At 64.9% G+C, this 18,876-nt stretch carries 20 protein-coding genes; 15 read left to right on the forward strand and 5 right to left on the reverse strand.

All coding sequences use genetic code 11. The annotated features are described in order from the left end of the window. Window positions 1-21 precede the first annotated feature (21 nt). The gene (locus AC01FP_RS01100) at window positions 22-990 is read left to right on the forward strand and encodes a cupin (protein ID WP_474477047.1); all 969 of its coding nucleotides are present in this window, start codon (window positions 22-24) and stop codon (window positions 988-990) included. Here the strand turns inward: AC01FP_RS01100 and ftsH are convergent. Next, window positions 928-2,760 (reverse strand): ATP-dependent zinc metalloprotease FtsH, encoded by a 1,833-nt coding sequence (gene ftsH, locus AC01FP_RS01105; RefSeq protein ID WP_474477050.1) that lies wholly within the window; start codon window positions 2,758-2,760, stop codon window positions 928-930. The two genes, AC01FP_RS01100 and ftsH, sit on opposite strands and share 63 nt — an antisense overlap. Before the next feature lie 118 nt (window positions 2,761-2,878). Here ftsH and rpmF point away from each other — a divergent pair, with 118 nt between their 5' ends. Continuing rightward, window positions 2,879-3,058: a 50S ribosomal protein L32 gene (gene rpmF, locus AC01FP_RS01110; RefSeq protein ID WP_474477052.1), complete on the forward strand. Its 180-nt coding sequence runs from the start codon at window positions 2,879-2,881 to the stop codon at window positions 3,056-3,058. Window positions 3,059-3,084: 26 nt separating this feature from the next. Here rpmF and AC01FP_RS01115 read toward each other — a convergent pair whose 3' ends face one another. From AC01FP_RS01115 to AC01FP_RS01125, 3 genes are read right to left on the reverse strand one after another with little or no spacing between them, the layout of a single operon-like run. After that, window positions 3,085-3,864: a hypothetical protein gene (locus AC01FP_RS01115; protein ID WP_474477055.1), complete on the reverse strand. Its 780-nt coding sequence runs from the start codon at window positions 3,862-3,864 to the stop codon at window positions 3,085-3,087. Between the two features lie 26 nt (window positions 3,865-3,890). Next, window positions 3,891-4,238, reverse strand: coding sequence for a DUF565 domain-containing protein (locus tag AC01FP_RS01120; protein WP_474477058.1), 348 nt, complete (start codon window positions 4,236-4,238; stop codon window positions 3,891-3,893). Then, window positions 4,235-4,987: an HAD-IA family hydrolase gene (locus tag AC01FP_RS01125; protein ID WP_474477060.1), complete on the reverse strand. Its 753-nt coding sequence runs from the start codon at window positions 4,985-4,987 to the stop codon at window positions 4,235-4,237. The genes AC01FP_RS01120 and AC01FP_RS01125 overlap by 4 nt, the downstream gene beginning before the upstream one ends. Before the next feature lie 104 nt (window positions 4,988-5,091). Between AC01FP_RS01125 and recJ the strand changes: the two genes are divergently transcribed. Together recJ and AC01FP_RS01135 are read left to right on the forward strand one after the other, a co-directional pair. After that, entirely contained in the window at window positions 5,092-6,987 is a 1,896-nt protein-coding gene (gene recJ, locus AC01FP_RS01130) for a single-stranded-DNA-specific exonuclease RecJ (protein WP_474477063.1), read from the forward strand. A gap of 1 nt (window position 6,988) precedes the next feature. Then, window positions 6,989-8,314, forward strand: a complete 1,326-nt coding sequence (locus tag AC01FP_RS01135) for a chloride channel protein (protein ID WP_474477066.1) — start codon at window positions 6,989-6,991, stop codon at window positions 8,312-8,314. Here AC01FP_RS01135 and psb30 read toward each other — a convergent pair. After that, entirely contained in the window at window positions 8,293-8,466 is a 174-nt protein-coding gene (gene psb30 / locus AC01FP_RS01140) for a photosystem II reaction center protein Ycf12/Psb30 (RefSeq protein ID WP_474477069.1), read from the reverse strand. The two genes, AC01FP_RS01135 and psb30, sit on opposite strands and share 22 nt — an antisense overlap. Window positions 8,467-8,551: 85 nt before the next feature. Here psb30 and AC01FP_RS01145 point away from each other — a divergent pair, with 85 nt between their 5' ends. The 11 genes from AC01FP_RS01145 to fmt all read left to right on the forward strand — a co-directional run bounded on the left by AC01FP_RS01145 (window position 8,552) and on the right by fmt (window position 18,834). After that, window positions 8,552-8,923 (forward strand): YkgJ family cysteine cluster protein, encoded by a 372-nt coding sequence (locus tag AC01FP_RS01145; RefSeq protein WP_474477206.1) that lies wholly within the window; start codon window positions 8,552-8,554, stop codon window positions 8,921-8,923. Next, complete coding sequence (locus AC01FP_RS01150; protein WP_474477072.1) at window positions 8,920-9,270, forward strand: TMEM165/GDT1 family protein; 351 nt, start codon at window positions 8,920-8,922, stop codon at window positions 9,268-9,270. The genes AC01FP_RS01145 and AC01FP_RS01150 overlap by 4 nt, the downstream gene beginning before the upstream one ends. A gap of 15 nt (window positions 9,271-9,285) precedes the next feature. Further along, window positions 9,286-9,588: a TMEM165/GDT1 family protein gene (locus AC01FP_RS01155; RefSeq protein WP_474477074.1), complete on the forward strand. Its 303-nt coding sequence runs from the start codon at window positions 9,286-9,288 to the stop codon at window positions 9,586-9,588. Between the two features lie 90 nt (window positions 9,589-9,678). After that, a complete protein-coding gene (locus tag AC01FP_RS01160; RefSeq protein WP_474477077.1) occupies window positions 9,679-12,015 on the forward strand; it encodes an RNB domain-containing ribonuclease in 2,337 nt (778 codons plus the stop codon). Window positions 12,016-12,018: 3 nt separating this feature from the next. Then, the gene (locus AC01FP_RS01165; protein ID WP_474477080.1) at window positions 12,019-12,702 is read left to right on the forward strand and encodes a flavin prenyltransferase UbiX; all 684 of its coding nucleotides are present in this window, start codon (window positions 12,019-12,021) and stop codon (window positions 12,700-12,702) included. Then, entirely contained in the window at window positions 12,703-13,191 is a 489-nt protein-coding gene (locus tag AC01FP_RS01170) for a hypothetical protein (RefSeq protein ID WP_474477082.1), read from the forward strand. Between the two features lie 73 nt (window positions 13,192-13,264). Beyond that, a complete protein-coding gene (locus AC01FP_RS01175; protein ID WP_474477085.1) occupies window positions 13,265-13,681 on the forward strand; it encodes a DUF2996 domain-containing protein in 417 nt (138 codons plus the stop codon). Between the two features lie 48 nt (window positions 13,682-13,729). Beyond that, window positions 13,730-14,836, forward strand: coding sequence for a magnesium-protoporphyrin IX monomethyl ester (oxidative) cyclase (gene acsF, locus AC01FP_RS01180; RefSeq protein ID WP_474477088.1), 1,107 nt, complete (start codon window positions 13,730-13,732; stop codon window positions 14,834-14,836). A 170-nt stretch (window positions 14,837-15,006) separates the two neighbouring features. Then, window positions 15,007-16,386, forward strand: coding sequence for a TldD/PmbA family protein (locus AC01FP_RS01185; protein ID WP_474477209.1), 1,380 nt, complete (start codon window positions 15,007-15,009; stop codon window positions 16,384-16,386). 2 nt (window positions 16,387-16,388) lie between these two features. Beyond that, complete coding sequence (locus AC01FP_RS01190) at window positions 16,389-17,765, forward strand: TldD/PmbA family protein (protein WP_474477091.1); 1,377 nt, start codon at window positions 16,389-16,391, stop codon at window positions 17,763-17,765. A 10-nt stretch (window positions 17,766-17,775) separates the two neighbouring features. Beyond that, on the forward strand, window positions 17,776-18,834 hold the full coding sequence (fmt, locus tag AC01FP_RS01195; RefSeq protein WP_474477093.1) for a methionyl-tRNA formyltransferase: 1,059 nt from the start codon (window positions 17,776-17,778) through the stop codon (window positions 18,832-18,834). Window positions 18,835-18,876 lie beyond the last annotated feature (42 nt).

An 18,876-nucleotide genomic window follows, 5' to 3' on the forward strand; every position in this document is an offset into this window, starting at 1 on the left:
ATCCCGCGAGGTGCCAGAGCAATGACCCAGGCCCCGATCCAGTCGATCCCCACTGCCGGCTCCGCCCAGTGGCAAGCCAAGGCCGAGTTGTTCGACTACCGCCAGGCTGCCAATCCGGTACGAGCTGGGCTAACCGAACCGATACCCCTGCGCCAATGGGACCCAGCCCTGCACCAGTCAGGGCCCACGGCGGTGCTGCCCCTCGATCTCAGCAGCGAGCTCGGCTGTAGCGCCCCGGCCACCAGCCCTGGCCTGGCGGCAAACTTTTTGCGCATCGAAGCTGGTGAAAGCCTCAAGGCAGCGGCGAACGCCACTAGCTCCTTGTTTTATGTGCTGCACGGATCGGGCGGCCTCAAGCGTTCTGGCACCCCGCAGCTTGACTGGAGCGCTGGAGATTTATTTGTGTTGCCAGCTGGCGAGCCCCCCCTGCTAACGGCAGAGGGCACCAGTGTTCTCTACTGGGTGCATGACGGCCCCCTGCTCAGCCACCTCGGCGTCGAGACCAGCGCCGCCCGCTTTGAACCCACCCACTACCCCGCCGCCCTGCTGCAGCGCGAACTCAACCAGCTGCTTGCCGATCCCAGCGCCGCTCGCAGCAACCGGCTGAGCCTGCTGCTAGCTAATAGCGATCTGCCCCAAAGCCGCACCGTGACCCACACCCTATGGGCCATGCTCGGGGTGGTGCCTGCTGGCGCCATCCAGCCACCGCACCGGCACCAGTCGGTGGCCCTTGATCTAATCATCGATTGCGACCCGGGCTGCTACACCCTGGTGGGCACGGAGCTCGATGCCAGCGGCGCCATCGCCAACCCCCGCCGCATCGATTGGCAGTCCGGTGGGGCCTTCATCACCCCGCCTGGCTACTGGCACGCCCATGTCAACAGCAGCGAGCGGATTTCCCGGTTGCTGCCGATTCAAGATGCCGGCCTACACACCTACTTGCGCAGCCTCGACATCCGCTTTTCCGGTGGCCTGCAGGGCAACAGCTGAACCAGTCGGCTGCGGATGGGCCGCCTCATGGCTTGTCACCACCGCTCTAAAGGCCTCACCTTCGATGGTTTCGTCGCGAATCAGCATTTCGACCAGCTCATCCATCAGGGCGCGGCGTGGCTGTAGCAGAGCTACAGCGTGGGCGAGTGCGGAGCTTGCCAGGTCCCTCACCAGAGCATCGATTCGATTGCCGGTCTCCCGCGAGTAGGGAGGCTCGGAGCGCAGCCAGTCGCGGCCAAGGAAAACCTCAGCCCCTTCCCCCTCCAAGGCCACCGGTCCAAGGCTGGAGAAGCCATAACGGGTCACCATCTCCCTGCAGATGCGGGTGACCATGTCCAGATCGCCACTGGCACCCTGGGTCACCTCAGCGGGACCAAACACAACCAGCTCGGCAGCGCGGCCGCCCAATGCAACGACCAACCTGGCTTGCAGGTAGGCCTTGCTAATCAACCCGGAATCGAGGATCTCGTCGTCGGGCATCATTCGGGCAAAGCCGCCAACTCCTCCGGAGCGGGGCAGCAGGGTCACCTTGTCGAGGGGATCGGCCTTTGGCACCAAGGTGGTGAGGAGGGCATGGCCCACTTCGTGGTAGCCGATAAGGCGCTTTTTGGCGCTGTCCTGCAGCGGTGCTGCCGTCAGGCCCATGGTGATGCGTTCAAGGGCACCGGCTAAGGCGCCGTCGTCGATCTCGCTCTGGTGATGGCGTGCCGTGAGGATGGCGGCCTCGTTGAGCAGGTTGGCCAGATCGGCGCCAGAAAAGCCCGGGGTGCGGCTAGCCCAGGCCGAGAGCGACACCGCCCCAGCCAGGGGGCGGCTACGGGCATGCACCGCCAGGATCGCCTCACGGCCGCGGCGATCCGGCAGGTCGATGGTTATGCGGCGGTCGAAGCGGCCGGGCCGCATCAGTGCGCTATCAAGCACGTCAGGACGATTTGTGGCCGCCAGCAAAATGACGCCGGAGTTGTCTGCGAAGCCATCCATCTCTGTGAGCAGCTGGTTGAGGGTCTGCTCCCGTTCATCGTTGCCGCCACCGATACCAGCTCCTCGCTGGCGACCAACCGCATCTACTTCGTCTATGAAAATGATGCAGGGCGCTTTGGCTTTGGCCTTGCGAAATAGGTCTCGCACCCGACTGGCACCCACCCCCACGAACATTTCAACGAATTCGGAGGCGGCCATCGAGAAAAACGGCACGCCTGCCTCTCCCGCTATGGCGCGGGCTAAAAGGGTTTTACCCGTACCTGGTGGGCCCACCAGCAGCACACCTTTAGGGATCTTGGCGCCAACAGTCGTGAAGCGTTCTGGCTCCTTCAAGAAGGTGACCACCTCCTGAAGCTCCTCCTTGGCCTCACCGATACCGGCCACATCCTCAAAACGCACCGCCACACCGCCCTCCTCCTGCAACCGGGGCTTGCTGCTGCCGAAGCCCATGGCCCGGTTGGCCACCTGGGCCGAGCGACGGATCAATAGGGCTAGTCCACCCAGTAGCAACAGCACCAACAAGCCATTGGCTACTAGACCAGCCATGGCGCCATCAGCCCGGTCATCGCGCACGGTGAGGGGCACCTTCGCCTGCTCGGCGGTGCGCAGCAGCAGCTGGTCATTGCTGAAGACCGGAACCGTGACTTGACGTCCGTCGTCGAAACGCACTCGCGCCTCTCGCTGCCGCAAAGACAGCTCAAGATCTTTGACCTTGCCCGCTCGCAGATCCTTCAAGAGCTGGCTGTAGGAAGGGGCAGGGTCGCGAGTCGATAGTCCGTTCAACCGCATGGATTGTCCAATTGGAGGAATGCTGTCGCTCACTAGGTTCTGTCTTTGTGCTGAGCTTAGCTATTTGACGAAAGGCCAGGCGACAACGGAAGATCATTGTTTGATGTAGCGGGCCAGGATGGCTGTTCCTAAGAAGAAAACTTCCAAAGGCAAGCGCAATCAGCGCCATGCCACCTGGAAGGGCAAAGCTGTTGTGGCAGCCCAGAAAGCTTTCTCCATCGGCAAGGCAGTGCTGAGCGGCAAGGCACAAGGTTTTGTTTATCCAGTGGATGAGGAGGGTGACGACAGCGATAGCTGATCGTCCCAGACGTTTAATTACGACTTTCAGCTAACGCAGCTGCCGCCAATCCAGCGACGGCGGCTGTCCAGCAAGCCGTAACCACTGGCTGAGCCCCGCATTGGATCTTGATAGAGGGACGGAGGCAGGGAACAAAGGCTGGCGCGCACCAGGCGATCCAGCTCAGTCACAGGGAGCCAGGCAGCGCCGCGGCGGCGCTGTTTTGCCTCAGCCTGCAGGCGCCAGCGGCGCGGTAGTTGCCAGTTCTGAGGACGCAGCAACCACAGCTGGGCGCAGCGCTGCCAAAGCGGCTGATAGGCCTCAAGAGCTTGGTCCCAGTGGGGCAGCCAGGCCAGCTCCTCGGCGTTGAGCCCAGCCGGAGGCTGAATATTGGCAAGGGCTTCCCTGCCCAGGGAGCGGCAACCGAGCAGCCAGCCCTCCAGCAGCAGCACCTCCGCTTCCACCAGCTCCTCAGCAGAGCGGTCACCGAGGCCGCCCCGCAGGGTCTTGTCAAAGCGAGGCAGTCGCAGGGCACTGCCGGCCTGCCAGGCATCGAGACACGCCAGCGCCAGGCCCACGTCATGACTGCCTGGCGGCACCCGGGATACACCGAAAGGATTACCCGCGAGCGCCCGCTGCCGCTGCTCCCAGGGCAGGTAAAAGTCGTCGATCGAGGCCACCGCCAGCCCCAGGCCCAGGCCGGCGGCCCGCTGCTGCAATACCCGAGCCATGGTGGATTTACCAGCGCCCACCGGCCCATTGAGGGCCACCACCGTGCGCTGACCGCTGAGGCCCAGAGCCTGCATCTGGGCCAGAAGAGGTTGCACCAGCCTGCTATCCAATTGGGGATCCATCAGGTACCGAGCTTGAAGGCCTCGAGCACCACCGCATACACCACCCCGATGCGCAGGTTGTCGACCACGACCCAGCTGAGCCCAGGCGTGGCTCGAACCAGACGGCCGCGCAAGCGCACGATCAACTCAACAGTTAGCACCGTTGCTAGCACCGCCATCGGGCGCCCACCAGGGATCGACATCAGCACGTAGGCCGTGAGATTGCTGCCGGCGTAGAAACCCAGTAGCAGGGACAAAACCACGCTGCTGCGGTGGCGCCAGTTGCCACGCAGGTTGCCCAGCAGCTGGGCTCCAAACCGCTCGATGGCCTGATTGAAGCGGGTGGGCTGCAGGTTCGAACGCGTCACGAGGGCCAATTCTCCAGCAAGGCCTGCAGATAGGAGAGCGTGATCTCGCTGCCCTGGCAAGCGGGGCCCCGCACCACAGCCGCCCCGAGCCCCAACTGATCAACCACCGCCCGCGCCCGCGCAAAGCGCTGCGGCGGCTCCGCACTGCCGTAGTGACTAAGGGTGACCAGGCAGGCAAGCCCAGCGCTGTCAGCGGCCACAAGACCGTTGCCGGAATCTTCCAAAACCAGCGCCGTGCTGGTGGGGCAGCCCAGCTGCTGCAGGGCCAGCTGGTAGGCCTCAGGATCGGGCTTCTTGCGGGCCACATCTTCGCCGCACACCCAGAAGGCGAAGTGCTGGCAGAGCCCCCCCAGCAGATGCTCGGCCAGGCAAGCCACCGCGGCGCGACCACTGGTGGTCACGATCACCTGGCTCAGGCCAGCCGCCCCAGCTGCAGCGATCAGCTCAGCCACCCCGGGTCGCAGGCGCAGCTCGCCAGCAGCCACAAGGGCTTCGTAATGGACTTGCTTGCGGGCCTGCAGCTCAGCTACCAACTCGGGCCGCGGCGGCTCGCCCAGCAGCTGCGCGAGGGCTGCAGTGATGCGTTCCCGGCCTCCACTAATCGCCAGCAGCTCGCCGTAGCGGGCTTCATCCCAATGCAGGGGCACACCAACCTCGGCAAAGGCGCGGTTGAAGGCCAGGCGATGGCCGTCCCGCTCGGTCTCCGCCAGCGTGCCATCCACATCCCAGAGCAGGGCTTGCAGGGCCATCAGCTGCTCGAGCCAGAGCCACTCAAGTTAGAGCGCCCATTTCGGTAGGGGATGCGGCGTAGCGGCATGGCCCGCACAATGATCTAGTTGCAGTTGTTAAGTCGTTGCTGCCAGCCCTCCACGAACAACGCTGGCACCTGCCTGCCCCTCTGGCACTGGGAGCCCTAACGCAAGCCCCGGCCACCGATCCCCTACCCGAGCCGCTGCTGGCGCTGCTAAGTCGTCGTGGCTTCACCAGCCCTGAGGCCATCGACGCCCTACTGGATCCGGAGGCGGCACCGGCGGCCGGGCGCCACTTCCCCGACCTGGCCAAGGCCGTGGCGCGGCTGAAGCGCGCCTGCGGCCAGGGGGAAGCGGTGGCGATCTGCGGCGACTACGACGCCGACGGTATGACCAGCACGGCCCTACTCGTGGGAGTGCTGCAGCGCCTAGGCGCCCGGCCGATCGCGGCGATCCCCAGCCGCATGGATGACGGCTACGGCCTCAACGCCGCCATGGTGGAACGGCTGGCAGAGCAGGGGGTCGCCCTGCTGGTGACCGTCGACAACGGAGTTTCTGCCCTGGAGGCCTTGGAGCGAGCCGAAGCCCTTGGCATCGAGGCGATCCTCACCGACCACCACACGATTCCCGATCCGCTGCCGCCCCACCTGGCCCTGCTGCATCCCCAGCGCACCCCGGACGGATCCCCCTATCGGGGCCTGGCGGGGGTGGGGCTGGCCTACGTGCTGGCGGCGGCGCTCTGCCAGAGCCTGCGGCGCACCGATGGCCAGCAGATTGCCCTCAACCTTTTTTGCATCGGCACGATCGCCGACATGGCCCCGCTGGTGGGGGTGAACCGGCGCTGGCTGATCGACGGCCTGCCCGAGCTGGGCCGCAGCCCCCTGGTGGGGCTCCAGGCCCTGCAACAGCTCGCTGGCCTCGACGAGAGGCCCCTCGATGCCCAGGCGGTGGGCTTCCAGATCGCGCCGCGGATCAACGCCGTGGGCCGGCTTGGTGATCCCCAGCTGGTGGTGGAGTTGCTCACCACCGAAGATCCAAGCCGGGCCCTGGCCCTGGCCCGCGATTGCGAGGCGCTCAATCGCCAGCGCCGCGACCTCTGCACCGCCATCGAAGCCGAGGCCCTGGCCCTGCTCGAGGCCGATGGTCCCCAGCGCCCGGCCTTCCTGCTGCTGGCCCAAAACCACTGGCACCACGGCGTGATCGGCATCGTGGCCGCCCGGCTGGTGGAGCGCTTCGGCCTGCCCGCCGCCCTGCTCGCTGGCGAGGGCAACGGCCGCCTGCGGGCCTCGGTGCGGGCGCCCCGGGGCTTTGCGGTGGATGGAGCCCTGCAGCAGTGCGCGCCCCTACTGGAGCGCTTCGGCGGCCACCCCGCCGCCGGGGGCTTCACCGTGCGCGCCGAGCAGGTGGCCGCCCTGCACGAGCAGCTAAACCAACTGGCCCAGACCTGGCTGCTGCAGGCAGGCCATGGCACCCCGGTAGAACCGGAAGCCCTGCTCAGCTTCGCGCAGATCAACCGCAGCTTCTACCGCCAGCTGCAACGGCTCGAGCCCTTCGGCATCGGCCACCCCCAGCCCGTGTTCTGGAGCCAGGGCTGCCAGGTGGCGGCCCAGAAGCTGCTGCGCGGCGGCCACCTGCAACTGGAGCTGCGCCAGGGCGAGGCGAGCCTGCGGGCCATGGGCTGGCGCTGGCAGGGTGAAACCAACCTGCCGGCCCTAGTGGATGTGGCCTACCGCCTGCGGCTCGACTCCTGGCAGGGGGAGGAGCGGTTCCAGCTGGAGCTGGCGGGCTTGCGAGCCAGCTCTGGTGGCGCCATTGATGGTGGTGAGGTGGTGTTGCAACACCAAAACCGCACCTACTGGTGTCGCCGCGAGGGTGCGGGGCTGGTGGTGCGCAATGCGGCCGGCGACGAACTCACCAGCGCCGAGGGCGCCAGCCACGACCACCCCTACGTGCGCGCCCTAATGCAAGATGCGGCCCTGGCCCTGGGACTGGTCGCCTGAGATGGCCTTGCCCCTAAACCGCGGCCAGCTCTACTTCCTGTTGCAGCTCCTGCTGTTGGGGCTGCTGGTGGGCTTGGCTTGCTGGCCCCTGAATCTGGTGGACCACGTCCAGGAGCAGCTGCTGCTGCAGCTGCCCAACTTTGTCGGCGGGGCTTGGACGCTGCAGGGCCTGGCGATCGCCCTGGCGCCGGTGCTGGTGATGCCAGCCCTGCTTTGGCTTCAGGCCGGCCCCTGGGCCCGGGGTGCGGGCTCGGGCATACCCCAAACGATCGAGAGCCTCGAGGATCCCGAGCAGGCCGCCGCTTTGATGGCACCCTTCGCCACCGTGGCGCGGCTCTGCCTCTGGTCGGCGGCCAGCCTGGCCCTGCTGCCCCTCGGCCGCGAGGGACCCGTAGTGCAGTTGGGTGCGGCAGTGGCCCACGGCCTGCGACAACGCTTCCCCCGCTTGCTGACCAAACTCAGCACCCAGAGCCTGATGGCAATCGGCGCTGGCGCTGGCCTGGCGGGGGGCTTTAACAGCCCTCTGATGGGAGCTGTGTTTGTGGTGGAGGAACTTACCGGACGCTTCCAAACAGCCGTGCTCTGGCCGGCGGTAGTGGTCTGCTCAGCGGCAGCCCTGGTGAGCAACCTCGCTGGCATACCACTTTTCACCCTGGGCATGGTTCAAAGCACCCAGCCGGAATGGCAGCAACTGCTGTGGGCCCTGCCCGTCGGGGTGGGTGGCGGCCTGCTGGGCGGCCTGTTCAGCCGCATCCTCTGGCGGAGCTCAGCCCTGCTGCGCCAGCGAGTGCGGCAACGGCCCCTGGCCTGGGGGCTGGGACTGGGCCTAGCCCTTGGCCTAATCGCCGTGGCCAGCGGTGGCTGGAGCGGTGGCGATGGTGAAGCGCTGATGTCTCAGCTGCTTGAAGGTCGCGGCAGCTTGCCGGTGCCCGGCTCACCCCTCAGCGTCATCGGCTGGCTACTGCTGGTGGCAACCCGGCTGGTGGCACCAATTTTGGCCTTGGCAGCGGGAATACCGGGCGGCCTGATTGATCCAGCCTTCGCCATTGGTGCCCTGTTTGGCAGCGGCAGCCTGGAACTCCTGGGGGGCAGCAGCCAGCTTGGCCTGGCCCTAGGCATGGCGGCTGCCCTATCAGGGGCTACCCAGTTGCCCCTGATGACGGTGCTGTTTGCCCTGCGCATGGCAGGGGATCAGCAGTGGCTCTTCGGCACCCTGCTGAGCGCCGTGGTGGGTGCCTATGTGGGCCGCCAGATCCAGCCTGAGCCGATTTATCACGCCCTCTGGAACCTCGGCCGAAGTGGCGATCAGAGAGCGCCGCGGCGGTAGAAGAGCACGAAGATCACGGCAGGACCGGCCAGGGTGATCAGCGCCAGGGCGGCAAAATTGGCGATCAGGTGAAAGTCGATACCCATGGAGATTGCTGCCGCAGAGCAGTAGTCGCTGTGAGCACAGGTTAGGGGTCCATCCCAGCGGCCCATGCCTGCCGGCGGGCTCTGTGACGGCTTGTCACAGCAGCAGCTGCGCCTTGGCCTGTGGCTGAATGGAGTTAATCGCTTCAGGGGGATGGCCAGGGACGATCGGGCCCATTGGGGATGCATCAGCGGCTGCGGAGCCTGCTGCCGGCTGGATCCCAGTCTGCGTCAGGAAGCAATCGAGGCGCTCAGCCCAGAGCAGCAGGAGCAGTACATGGCAATGGTGGGCGCCGATGGCTGGTGCCTCAATTTCGACACTGGCTCGCGTAGCTGCCGCATCTATGCCGAGCGGCCCGACTTCTGCAACGTGGCCAACCTGGTGCAGCTGTTTGGCACGATCGACGATCCCAGCGCTGGCGACCGACTAGCCATCGGCTGCTGCCTGCAGCAGATCCGCAGTGAATACGGAGGTCGTGGCAGGGTAATGAAGCGCTTTCAGCGTGCCATTCGTAAGCGTCCATGAGCAGCGAACCCGATTCCAACGCCAGCCGGGCAGGTAGCTGGGGTGCCGCCTTCGTCACCACCTTCACTACGGTATTTCTGGCTGAGCTCGGGGACAAGACCCAGCTCGCCGCCCTCCTGCTCTCTGCCCAATCAGGCCGCCCGGTTGTGGTGTTTGTTGGTGCCTCCCTGGCCCTGATCAGCTCCAGCCTGGTTGGGGTATTACTGGGCCGCTGGCTGGCCAAGGTGATGCCGCCACAGCAGTTGGAACGCCTGGCAGGAATCCTGATGGTGGCCCTGGGTCTGTGGCTGGGCCGGCAAGCCGTACTCGGCCTAGTGCCCAGCCCCTCCGACCTTCCTCTCTCCTAACCGCAGCGCTACGCCATGCCCTTCGCCCTGCTCGCTTCCACCTTCGCCACTGTGTTTTTGGCTGAGCTGGGAGACAAAACCCAGCTGGCCATCGTGACCATCAGTGGCACCTCAACCCGCCCTGGAGCCGTGTTTGCCGGCAGTTCCGCTGCCCTGGTGCTGGCCAGCCTGCTGGGCGCAGCCGCCGGCGGCTCCCTATCCGCCGTAATCCCCACCAATGCCCTGCAGCTGGCAGCCTCCGTTGGCTTTCTGGTGATCGGCGTACGCCTGATCCAGCGATCGAGCAACCCGGAAGCCGAAGAATCGTCAGCTGACTAATATCACGACATGAAGGCCTTGGCGGCCGTGGGCATCGCTCCGAGTCCAGTCCGCCATCACCCGGCTTCAGTCCAGCCAGCCCTCCAACAGATGAAGTTCACGGTCGCCGACCTGCTCGACCAGCTGCCCGCCCAGGAAGCCCTGCCGCTGACAAAGCTGGAAAAAGCCTTGGGCCTCAGCCAAAAAGCTGAAAAGCAGCAGCTACAGATCGGCCTAGACGGCCTCAGCCGCCTTGGCCTGCTGGAGGTCAGTGAGGCCGGCATCGCCCGCCGCGAAGACCCTGAGCTGATCGCCGCACGGCTGCGTTGCTCCAGCAAAGGCTTTTGCTTTGCCCTGCGCGAAGACGGCGGCGAAGACATCTACATCCGCGATCACCAGCTCAACCACGCCTGGAATGGCGATCGGGTTCTGGTGAAGGTGACCCGCGAAGGCGGCCGTCGTCGCTCTCCTGAGGGCGGGGTGCAGTGCATCCTTGAGCGCCACACCACCTCGCTGCTGGCCCAGGTCGAGCAGCAGGAGGAGCGCCTGGTGGCCACACCACTAGACGACCGCCTGCTCACAGCCGTGGAACTTCCGGCAGGGGACGCCGCCCACCTCGACGGCCAACAGGCTTCGGTGGTGGAAGTGCTGGTGGACCGCTACCCGGTGGGTCAGTTTGCCCCCCAAGGCCATGTGGCTCGCAGCCTGCCTGTTAACGGAGGCGAAGCCGCCGACCTAGACCTGCTGCTGACCAAGCACCGGCTCCACAGCCGCCCCCAGCCGCCCCGAGCGACCCTCAAAACCTTGGCCGCCAAGGAGCGCATCGACCTCAGCGCCCAACCCGCCCTGCTGCTGGAGCCCTGGAGCGGCAAGGAGGCGCCCTGCCTGCCAGCTATGGCAATTGAGGAGCGGGAGGGTGGCTGGACCCTCTGGCTGCACACCCCGGCCGTAGCGGAACGCTTCACGCCCGGCAGCGCCCTCGACACCTGGTTGCGCAACCAGGCTGACGCTTACTGCACCGGAAACCAGTGGCTGCCCCTGCTCAGCCCCGCCCTGGCCAAGGCAAGTGCCTTCAAGGTGGGTGAGGTTCAGGCAGCTTTATCGGTCGCCTTGGAGCTGGGCACTGATGGCAGTCTTGAGCACTTCCGCTTCAGCCGCAGCCTGATTAAGCCCGTGGCGTCCGCCGGTTTAGAGGTCCTGAACGCTCTGGCAGAACGCAAGCCCAAGAGCCGCACCGTGCCGGCAGCGCTGAAGGGGCTTAAGGAGCAACTGGGCATGATTGAGCAGCTGATCGCCGTGACCGGCCTTCTGCGCCAACGGCGCCAAGCCGCGGGCTCCCTTGATCTCAACCTGCCCCTACCCGCCATCGACAGCCTGGGAGATCTGGCTGTTCCTGGCCCCGAAAGTGCCCTGGTCGGCTGGCTTGTGAACCTGGAGCCCCACCATCCCCTAGCCCTGATGCGGGAAGCTGTGCTACTGGCAGAACAGGCCCTCGGCCAGCACCTGGCGACCCTGGCACTACCGGCGATCTACGCCACTAACGCCCTAGCGGACCCGGCCGACCTCAACGACGTTGCCCGGGCTGCTCTGGCCCTCGACATCCCGCTCGAGCTGAGCGAAGAGGGCAATGCCAGTGCGGCTGAATTGGCAGCCGCCTTCGCTGGTACCGACCGCAGCCGGGCCCTACAGCAGCAACTGCAGGCCATCCTCAAACCGATCCAACTCAGCACCAGCCCTGGCCCCCACGCCCTGGCGGGCCTGCTGGAAGAGGGGACAGCCCTTGCTCCCTGGTGCTGCCCAACCCTGCACTATGCCGATCTGTGGAACCAGCAACTGTTGGTGCTACTTCTTACCGAGGGCAAGGACCGCCCCAGCGTGCGCCACAAAACCACCGTCGATCTGGCATCGGATGCCTGCCACGGCGCCATCGACTGGCCGCTGCTGGCCCCCAGCCAGCTGACTCCATACCTGGAAGTGCAGGAACACGGTCTGGTTCAGCGTCTCAATGGCCGGCGGCGCTTTCTATCCGAACTGCAGTCCGACCTACTGGCCATGCTCCAGGCCCGCCAGGCAGAGCCCTTAGTGGGGCAGGTGCTCCCTGGGGTAATCAGCGGCGTGCAGAGCTACGGCTTCTTCGTGGAGGTGCCCCCTTCCCAGGTGGAAGGCCTGGTGCACGTCAGCTCCCTCAAGGACGACTGGTATGAGTACCGCTCCCGTCAAAACCGCCTGGTGGGGCGCAAAAATCGTCGCACCTACATGCTGGGTGACCAGGTGGAGGTTGAGATCCAGAAGGTGGATGCCCTGCGCCACCAGATCGATCTGGCCGTGGTGCTGCCCGAGGGCTACGAGAGCGAGATGACCGACTCCTATCCCCAAAACCAGGACCAAAATCAGGACCATGACGACATCGATCCGTTCGCGCCAATTCCAGTACTAAGCGAGGTCTGAGCCATGGTTCGGGCCTCCAGAAACGGCTGCCGATCCGAGCCGGTGGTGCTTGCCGTTTCTGGCGCCTCTGCCCAGCCCTTGGCCCAGCGAGCCTTACAGCTGCTGCTGGAAGCGGACGAAGCGGTCGAGCTGGTTACTTCGCGGGGAGCCATTGGCGTCTGGCAGGCAGAACTGGGACTGAGGGTGCCCTCAGAACCTGAAGCCCAGGAAACTTTTTGGCGGCAACGCACCGGTATCAGCTCCGGGCAGCTGCGCTGCCACCGCTGGAACGACCAGGCAGCTGGCATTGCCAGTGGCAGCTTCAAGACCCGCGGCATGGTGATCCTGCCAGCCTCCATGGGTACGGTGGGGCGTATCGCTTCAGGGGTGGCCCTAGACCTAGTAGAGCGGGCCGCAGATGTTCACCTCAAGGAAGGGCGCCCCCTGGTGATCTGCCCCCGGGAAACCCCCTGGAGCCTGGTGCACCTGCGCAACCTCACGGCTCTTGCGGAAGCTGGTGCTCGCATCGCCCCACCCGTGCCTGCCTGGTATCACCAACCCCAATCAATTGACGACATGGTCGATTTCCTGGTGATCCGCGTCTTTGACGTGCTCGGCTTCGAGCTCGGCAACCTGCGCCGTTGGCAGGGGCCGCAGCACCAGCCAGGATCAATCGAGGCTCCATCACTCGACGCACCTTCCCCCTAGTTGGTCCTGCTGCAACGCCTACTGCTGCTCCCCCTGCTGGCCCCCCTTCTGCTGGTACTGCTGGTGGGCGCCCTCAACCCCCGCCCCAATCTGACCATGCGACTGCTGGTGTGGACCAGTCCGGCCCTGCCAATCGGTGTTTGGATTGCCCTGGCCGCCGGCGGTGGCGCCGGGCTGAGCGCCGCCGGAGCCGCCCTAGCCCTGCGCACGGGGTCGGGCAGCTTGCGACGTCAGGTGCGCCGTGGCGCTAGTGCCCCCGAGGCGGTCTGGAGGGAGCCTCAGCAGCAAAACCGGAGCGAACCAGCAGCCCAAACGCCTCGTGCCGCCGCTGGTCCGCCTCGCCCGCCTGGAGAGCCATCCCCAACAGTGGCGGTGCCGTTCCGGGTGATTCGCAAAGGCCGCAGCGAAGCACCACCAAGCGAACCTGTAGTGGCGCAGGCAGCTGCAGTGGGTGATGGCTGGAACAGCGCCAGCAGCGACGACTGGTGAGCGAGCTACCCGGCAACCCATCGACAGAAAGCCTGCGTAAAGTCAAGGTCAATGCCGAAAGGGGCCTGCAACGGTGAGCGAATCCGCCCAGCTAGCTGCCAAAGATCAGCCCAAAAAGGCCAAACCGCCTGCACCGGAGGACCAGCCGTTTGAGAGCTTTGTGCCTGAGCTACTGATCCCAGCCCTAGCCAAGGAGATCCAGGGGTACGGCGGAGCAGCAGCCGAACTGGCCTTTGTGCAAGGAGCCATGCCCGTGGTGGGGGCGGAGTGCTGGATGGTTCAAGGGGAGTTGCCGGGTCAGCGGCGCTTCTGGCTGTGCTTCACCAAAGCAGACATCAATTCAGCCAAAACCGTGGCTTTGGCAGAGGCAGGCGGCCAGCCCAGCCTGCTGGAGTCATTTCTGATCGACGAGAAGAAGATGAGCCTGGCGCTGCTGGTATCGCGGCTGGTGCAGCGGCTCAACGGTCAGAAATGGCTCGGCCCGAACTGACGGCCATCCCCTCTACGATGCAGGCACTGCAGTAAGTCCCAAGCCTCGATGGTGCCTCCCGCCGCTACTGCCAGCGCAACCACTAACCCCACTCAATCTTCGGTGGGCTCACCAGATGCGCCGGCCATTAAGGATCCAGCTAAGGACACGATCCTTACGCCACGCTTTTACACCACGGATTTCGACGCCATGGCGGCGATGGATTTGCGGCCCAATGAGGTGGAGCTGGAGGCCATTTGCGAGGAGTTCCGCAAGGATTACAACCGCCACCACTTCGTGCGCAACGGCGAGTTTGAGGGGGCAGCCGAGAAGCTAGATCCTGATACCCGCAGGGTTTTTGTTGAGTTTCTTGAGCAGAGCTGCACCTCCGAATTCTCCGGCTTCCTGCTTTACAAGGAGCTCAGCCGCCGCATCAAAACCAAAAACCCGCTGCTTGCCGAGTGCTTTGCCCACATGGCCCGCGATGAGGCCCGCCATGCCGGCTTCCTCAATAAAGCCATGGGAGATTTTGGGCTGCAACTGGACTTGGGCTTCTTGACCGCCAGTAAGTCCTACACCTTCTTCAAGCCTAAATTCATCTTCTACGCCACCTACTTGAGCGAGAAGATTGGCTACTGGCGCTACATCGCCATCTATCGCCACCTAGAGCAACACCCAGAAAGCAAGATCTTCCCGATCTTTAACTTCTTCGAGAATTGGTGCCAAGACGAGAATCGCCACGGCGATTTCTTTGATGCCTTGATGAAGGCTCAGCCAGACACCGTGCGCGGCTTCACCGCCCGGCTTTGGTGCCGCTTCTTCCTGCTGGCAGTGTTTGCCACCATGTACGTCCGAGACGTTGCTCGCAAAGAGTTCTACGAAGCCCTAGGCCTCGATGCTCGCGAATACGACAAGGTCGTGATTGCTAAAACCAACGAGACCTCCGCCAGAGTGTTCCCAGTAGTCCTAAATGTCGACCATCCCAAGTTCTACACTCGCCTAGAGCGCCTAGTTAGCAATAATTCCAAGCTCAGCGAGGCCGACGCAAGCAATGCTCCTGCGCCAATAAAAGTTTTGCGCAAACTGCCCTATTGGCTCGCCAACGGTGCAGAAATGGTCAAGCTTTATTTCACCCCCGCGATCCGCAGCGAGCAATTCCAGCCTTCAGTGCGCTGAGTATTTCTTGATGCGCTGAGCATTTTTGCTTGGTCTGGCCTGCCTTTGCCTGGCCTGCAGTTACATCATTCCTTCGCTGAGTTCTTTTGGTTGCCTCCAAACCGGTTGTTCTCCAGTCGGCTGCAGCCCGGTCGACAGGGGTAGTGGCAGATGCATTTGATCAAAGCTGGATGCTGCGGCTGGAGGGCTTGCTGGCGAGCGGCAGGGCAGCAGGTGCCGATTTGGTGGAGATTTTCCTGGAGCGCACCGACCACCTTGGAGTACTGGCAGAACAGGACACCATCACCAGCGTCAGCCCCGCCTTCGGCATGGGCGCAGGTATCCGGGTGTTCCTGGGCGACCGCGATGGCTTTGTTAGCACCAACGACCTGAGTGATCGCGGCCTGATGCAGGCCCTTGAGCAAGCCCTCGGCATGCTCGGGCTGAGCCACAGCAGCAGCAACTCCAGTCCTTTCGAAGGTCTGCAGATGATGCGCGATTTCGCCGCTGCCAAGCTGGACTGGCTCGATAGCTGCCCCTCTCTGGCAGAAGCCACCTTGAAGCTGCTGGAGGGCACCTGCCGCCTCGAGCACCACGGCCGCCACCTACAGGCCAGGCGCGGCAGCTACTCCCGTGACTGGCAGTCGGTACTAGTGGCTGCCAGTGATGGCACCTTTGCCCGCGACATCCGCCTGCACCAGTCCCTCGGCTTAAACGTGCTCGCCGCCGACGGCGACCACCGCGCCGGCCTCGGCCGCCGCTATGGCACCTCCGATCGCCCCGATGACCTGCGCCAATGGGACGCGGATGCCGCCGCCCAAGAAGTGTGCTCCAGTGTGGGCACCATGCTCTACGCCGATTACGTCGAAGCCGGCCAGATGCCAGCGGTGCTAGCCAACCGCTTTGGCGGCGTGATTTTTCATGAGGCCTGCGGCCACCTGCTGGAGACCACCCAGGTGGAGCGGGGCACCACCCCCTTTGCCGAAATGGTCGGCCATTCCATTGCCCACGAAGCCGTCACGGCCATCGATGAAGGCCTCAGCGACGGCGCCTTTGGCTCCCTTTCCATGGACGACGAAGGCATGGAACCCCAGCGCACCGTGCTGATCGAAAACGGCGTTCTCAAGCGCTTCCTCAGCGATCGAGCCGGCGAGCTGCGCACCGGCCACAGCCGCACGGGCAGCGGCCGGCGCCAGGGCCATACCTTTGCTGCCGCCAGCCGCATGCGCAACACCTTCATCGCCGCCGGCCCCCACACCCCGGAACAGCTGATCGGCTCCGTCGACAAGGGGCTCTATTGCAAATCGATGGGCGGCGGCAGCGTCGGCCCCACCGGCCAGTTCAACTTCGCCGTGGAGGAGGGCTACTTAATTGAAAACGGCCAGCTCACCAAACCGGTAAAGGGGGCCACCCTGATTGGCGAAGCCAAGGAGGTGATGCCCCGCATTTCGATGTGCGCCAACGACCTGGAACTAGCAGCGGGCTTCTGTGGCTCCGTGAGCGGCAGCATCTTCGTGACCGTCGGCCAGCCCCACATCAAGGTGGATTCAATCACCGTGGGAGGACGCTGACCATGACCCAGCCCACCATCCAGACCCTGAACGCCGAGGCCCTCAGCGGCCGGCTCCAGCAACTCGCCCAAGGCGCCGGCATCCAGCAATGGGATCTCGGCGCCTCCTGCAGCACCGACACCTCCGTGCAGGTGGATCGCGGCGAGGCCAAACAGATGAAAGGTGCCCAACGCAGCGCTATCACCTTGCGGGTGTGGAACGGCGACGGCCTAGTAGGCACTACCAGCACCTCAGACCTCAGCGATTCCGGCCTGGCCCGAGCCCTGAGCGGCGCCCGCGACGCCAGCGCCTTTGGCAACGCGGAGGAAACCCCGGCGTTCTCGCCCCTGGCCACCGCACCCCTGGCCCCACTAAATCAACCGCTGCACCAACCCCAGCCGATCCTCAGCCTGCTGGACACCCTCAAGCAGGCAGAACGGCAACTGCTTGATCGCCACATGGCCATCGGCACCGTCCCCTACAACGGCCTGGCCCAGCGCAGCAGCGAGCGCCTCTATCTCAATAGCGAGGGGGCCTGCCGCCACCAGACCCTGACTACCGCCAGCCTTTACCTCTACGCCAGGGCAGAGGAAGCAGGTCGCAAACCACGCAGTTCCGGTGCCGTGCGCTTGGCCTACGGCACCGCCGATCTCGACATCGCCGGCTGCATCGATGAGGCCGCCGAGCGCACGATCGCCCACCTTGACTACGCACCGATCGAAACCGGCCACTACACCTGTGTTTTCAGCCCGGAAGCCTTCCTCGACCTAATCGGGGCCTTCAGCAGCCTGTTCAATGCCCGAGCCGTGCTCGATGGGGTGAGCCTCAGCCACCGCGACTCCCTTGGCGACAGCGTGGCCGTGCCCTTCCTGAGCATCCGCGATAACGGCCTGCACCCCGGCAATGTGGGCGCCTCTGCCTTTGATGGCGAGGGCACCCCTACCGCGCCCCTAGACCTAGTGGCTGGCGGCGTGCTGAAAAACTTCCTGCACTCGGAGGCCACGGCCCGAGCCTTTGGGGTGGCGCCCACCGGCCATGCCGGCATGGGAGCAAAGGTGTCGGTGGGGGCCGATTGGTTCGAGATTGGCGTTACCCCTGGCAGTGACGGCGGCCAGCAGGGTCTAGACCGCGTAAACCATTCTGGCCCCGTTGTGGTGATCGACTCCCTATCGGCCCTGCATGCTGGAGTTAAAGCCAGCCAGGGCTCCTTCTCCTTGCCCTTTGACGGCTGGTTGGTTGAGGGTGGGATCAGCCGCTCGATCGAAGCCGCCACTGTCGCCGGCGACATCCGCACCGTGATGAAGGCGATCGTCGGCTTTGAAGGCCTGGCCAAGATCACCCCAGATGGCCTCTGCCCTTACGTCTGGGTGGAAGGGCTCTCGATCACCGGCGAGGCCTGATCATCTGGCCTTGAAGATCCTGTTTTGGGGAACCCCCGCCTACGCGGTTCCCAGCCTTGATGCCCTGGTGGCGGCAGGGCACGAGCTGGTGGGGGTGGTCAGCCAGCCAGATCGCCGGCGGGGTCGGGGCAAAGATCTATTGCCAAGTCCTGTCAAGGACCGGGCCCTAGAGCTAGGCCTGCCGGTGTTTACGCCGGAGCGTATCCGGCGCGAGCCCGAGCTCCAGGCCCGGCTTGGCGCCCTCGGCGCCGATGTATTCGTGGTGGTGGCATTTGGCCAGATCCTGCCGCCAGAGGTGCTGGCCCAGCCCCCCCTGGGCTGCTGGAACGCCCACGGCTCCCTACTGCCCCGCTGGCGTGGCGCTGGACCGATCCAGTGGTGCCTGCTGCAGGGCGACAGCAGCACGGGCGTAGGGATCATGGCCATGGAGGAGGGCCTCGATACCGGGCCAGTGCTGCTGGAGCGCTCCATCTCCATTGGCCTGCTGGAGAACGCCCAGCAACTGGGCCAGCGGCTGGCCCAGCTCAGCGCCGAGCTGCTGGTGGAGGCCCTGCCGCGCATCGAAGCCACCGGAACGGGACCAGAAGCCGAACGGCTAGCCCGGCTCGGGGTTCGTGTCCAGGGAGAAGTGGGCCTCAGCTACGCCCGCATGCTCACCAAAGACGACTTGGTAGTCGACTGGAACCAGTCGGCTCTGGAAATCCATCGTCGAGTGATGGGCTTGTACCCCGGAGCCGTCACCCAGTGGCAGGGCAAGCGGCTGAAACTTCTAGCCAGCGAACCTCTGGTCGCCAGGCTCGCTTCTCAACTGAGCCCAGAAGCCCGCTGCTTACTGGCAGCACCAGGGGCGTTTGCGGCGGCGTTGTCAGAAGCAGCGGCACCCGGAACCGTGCTGGCCCTTGCTGCCGAGGCGGGGCTTGTTGTTGCAACTGCTGGCTGCCCAGTGCTGGTAAGGGCAGCCCAACTTGAGGGGAAGGCCCCGTCCCAAGGCCAGAGCCTGCTGCAGCAATTGGATTGCGTAGAAGGGGATCTTCTAGGACCAGCGCCGATGCCACCTGTCGCAGTTTAGAAATGGGGCAGGGTGACAACGGGCTCCTGGCAGCTCAAGCTG

The sequence above is a fragment of the Cyanobium sp. NIVA-CYA 375 genome (assembly GCF_056108345.1).

What these genes read in the sequence shown, in the direction of transcription:
- AC01FP_RS01100 (WP_474477047.1), top strand. Translation starts at nt 22, where the DNA reads ATGACCCAGGCCCCGATCCAGTCGATCCCCACTGCCGGCTCCGCCCAG.
- ftsH (WP_474477050.1), bottom strand. Translation starts at nt 2,760, where the DNA reads ATGCGGTTGAACGGACTATCGACTCGCGACCCTGCCCCTTCCTACAGC.
- rpmF (WP_474477052.1), top strand. Translation starts at nt 2,879, where the DNA reads ATGGCTGTTCCTAAGAAGAAAACTTCCAAAGGCAAGCGCAATCAGCGC.
- AC01FP_RS01125 (WP_474477060.1), bottom strand. Translation starts at nt 4,987, where the DNA reads ATGGCCCTGCAAGCCCTGCTCTGGGATGTGGATGGCACGCTGGCGGAG.
- AC01FP_RS01135 (WP_474477066.1), top strand. Translation starts at nt 6,989, where the DNA reads ATGGCCTTGCCCCTAAACCGCGGCCAGCTCTACTTCCTGTTGCAGCTC.
- psb30 (WP_474477069.1), bottom strand. Translation starts at nt 8,466, where the DNA reads ATGGGCCGCTGGGATGGACCCCTAACCTGTGCTCACAGCGACTACTGC.
- AC01FP_RS01145 (WP_474477206.1), top strand. Translation starts at nt 8,552, where the DNA reads ATGGCCAGGGACGATCGGGCCCATTGGGGATGCATCAGCGGCTGCGGA.
- AC01FP_RS01150 (WP_474477072.1), top strand. Translation starts at nt 8,920, where the DNA reads ATGAGCAGCGAACCCGATTCCAACGCCAGCCGGGCAGGTAGCTGGGGT.
- AC01FP_RS01155 (WP_474477074.1), top strand. Translation starts at nt 9,286, where the DNA reads ATGCCCTTCGCCCTGCTCGCTTCCACCTTCGCCACTGTGTTTTTGGCT.
- AC01FP_RS01160 (WP_474477077.1), top strand. Translation starts at nt 9,679, where the DNA reads ATGAAGTTCACGGTCGCCGACCTGCTCGACCAGCTGCCCGCCCAGGAA.
- AC01FP_RS01165 (WP_474477080.1), top strand. Translation starts at nt 12,019, where the DNA reads ATGGTTCGGGCCTCCAGAAACGGCTGCCGATCCGAGCCGGTGGTGCTT.
- acsF (WP_474477088.1), top strand. Translation starts at nt 13,730, where the DNA reads ATGGTGCCTCCCGCCGCTACTGCCAGCGCAACCACTAACCCCACTCAA.
- AC01FP_RS01185 (WP_474477209.1), top strand. Translation starts at nt 15,007, where the DNA reads ATGCTGCGGCTGGAGGGCTTGCTGGCGAGCGGCAGGGCAGCAGGTGCC.
- AC01FP_RS01190 (WP_474477091.1), top strand. Translation starts at nt 16,389, where the DNA reads ATGACCCAGCCCACCATCCAGACCCTGAACGCCGAGGCCCTCAGCGGC.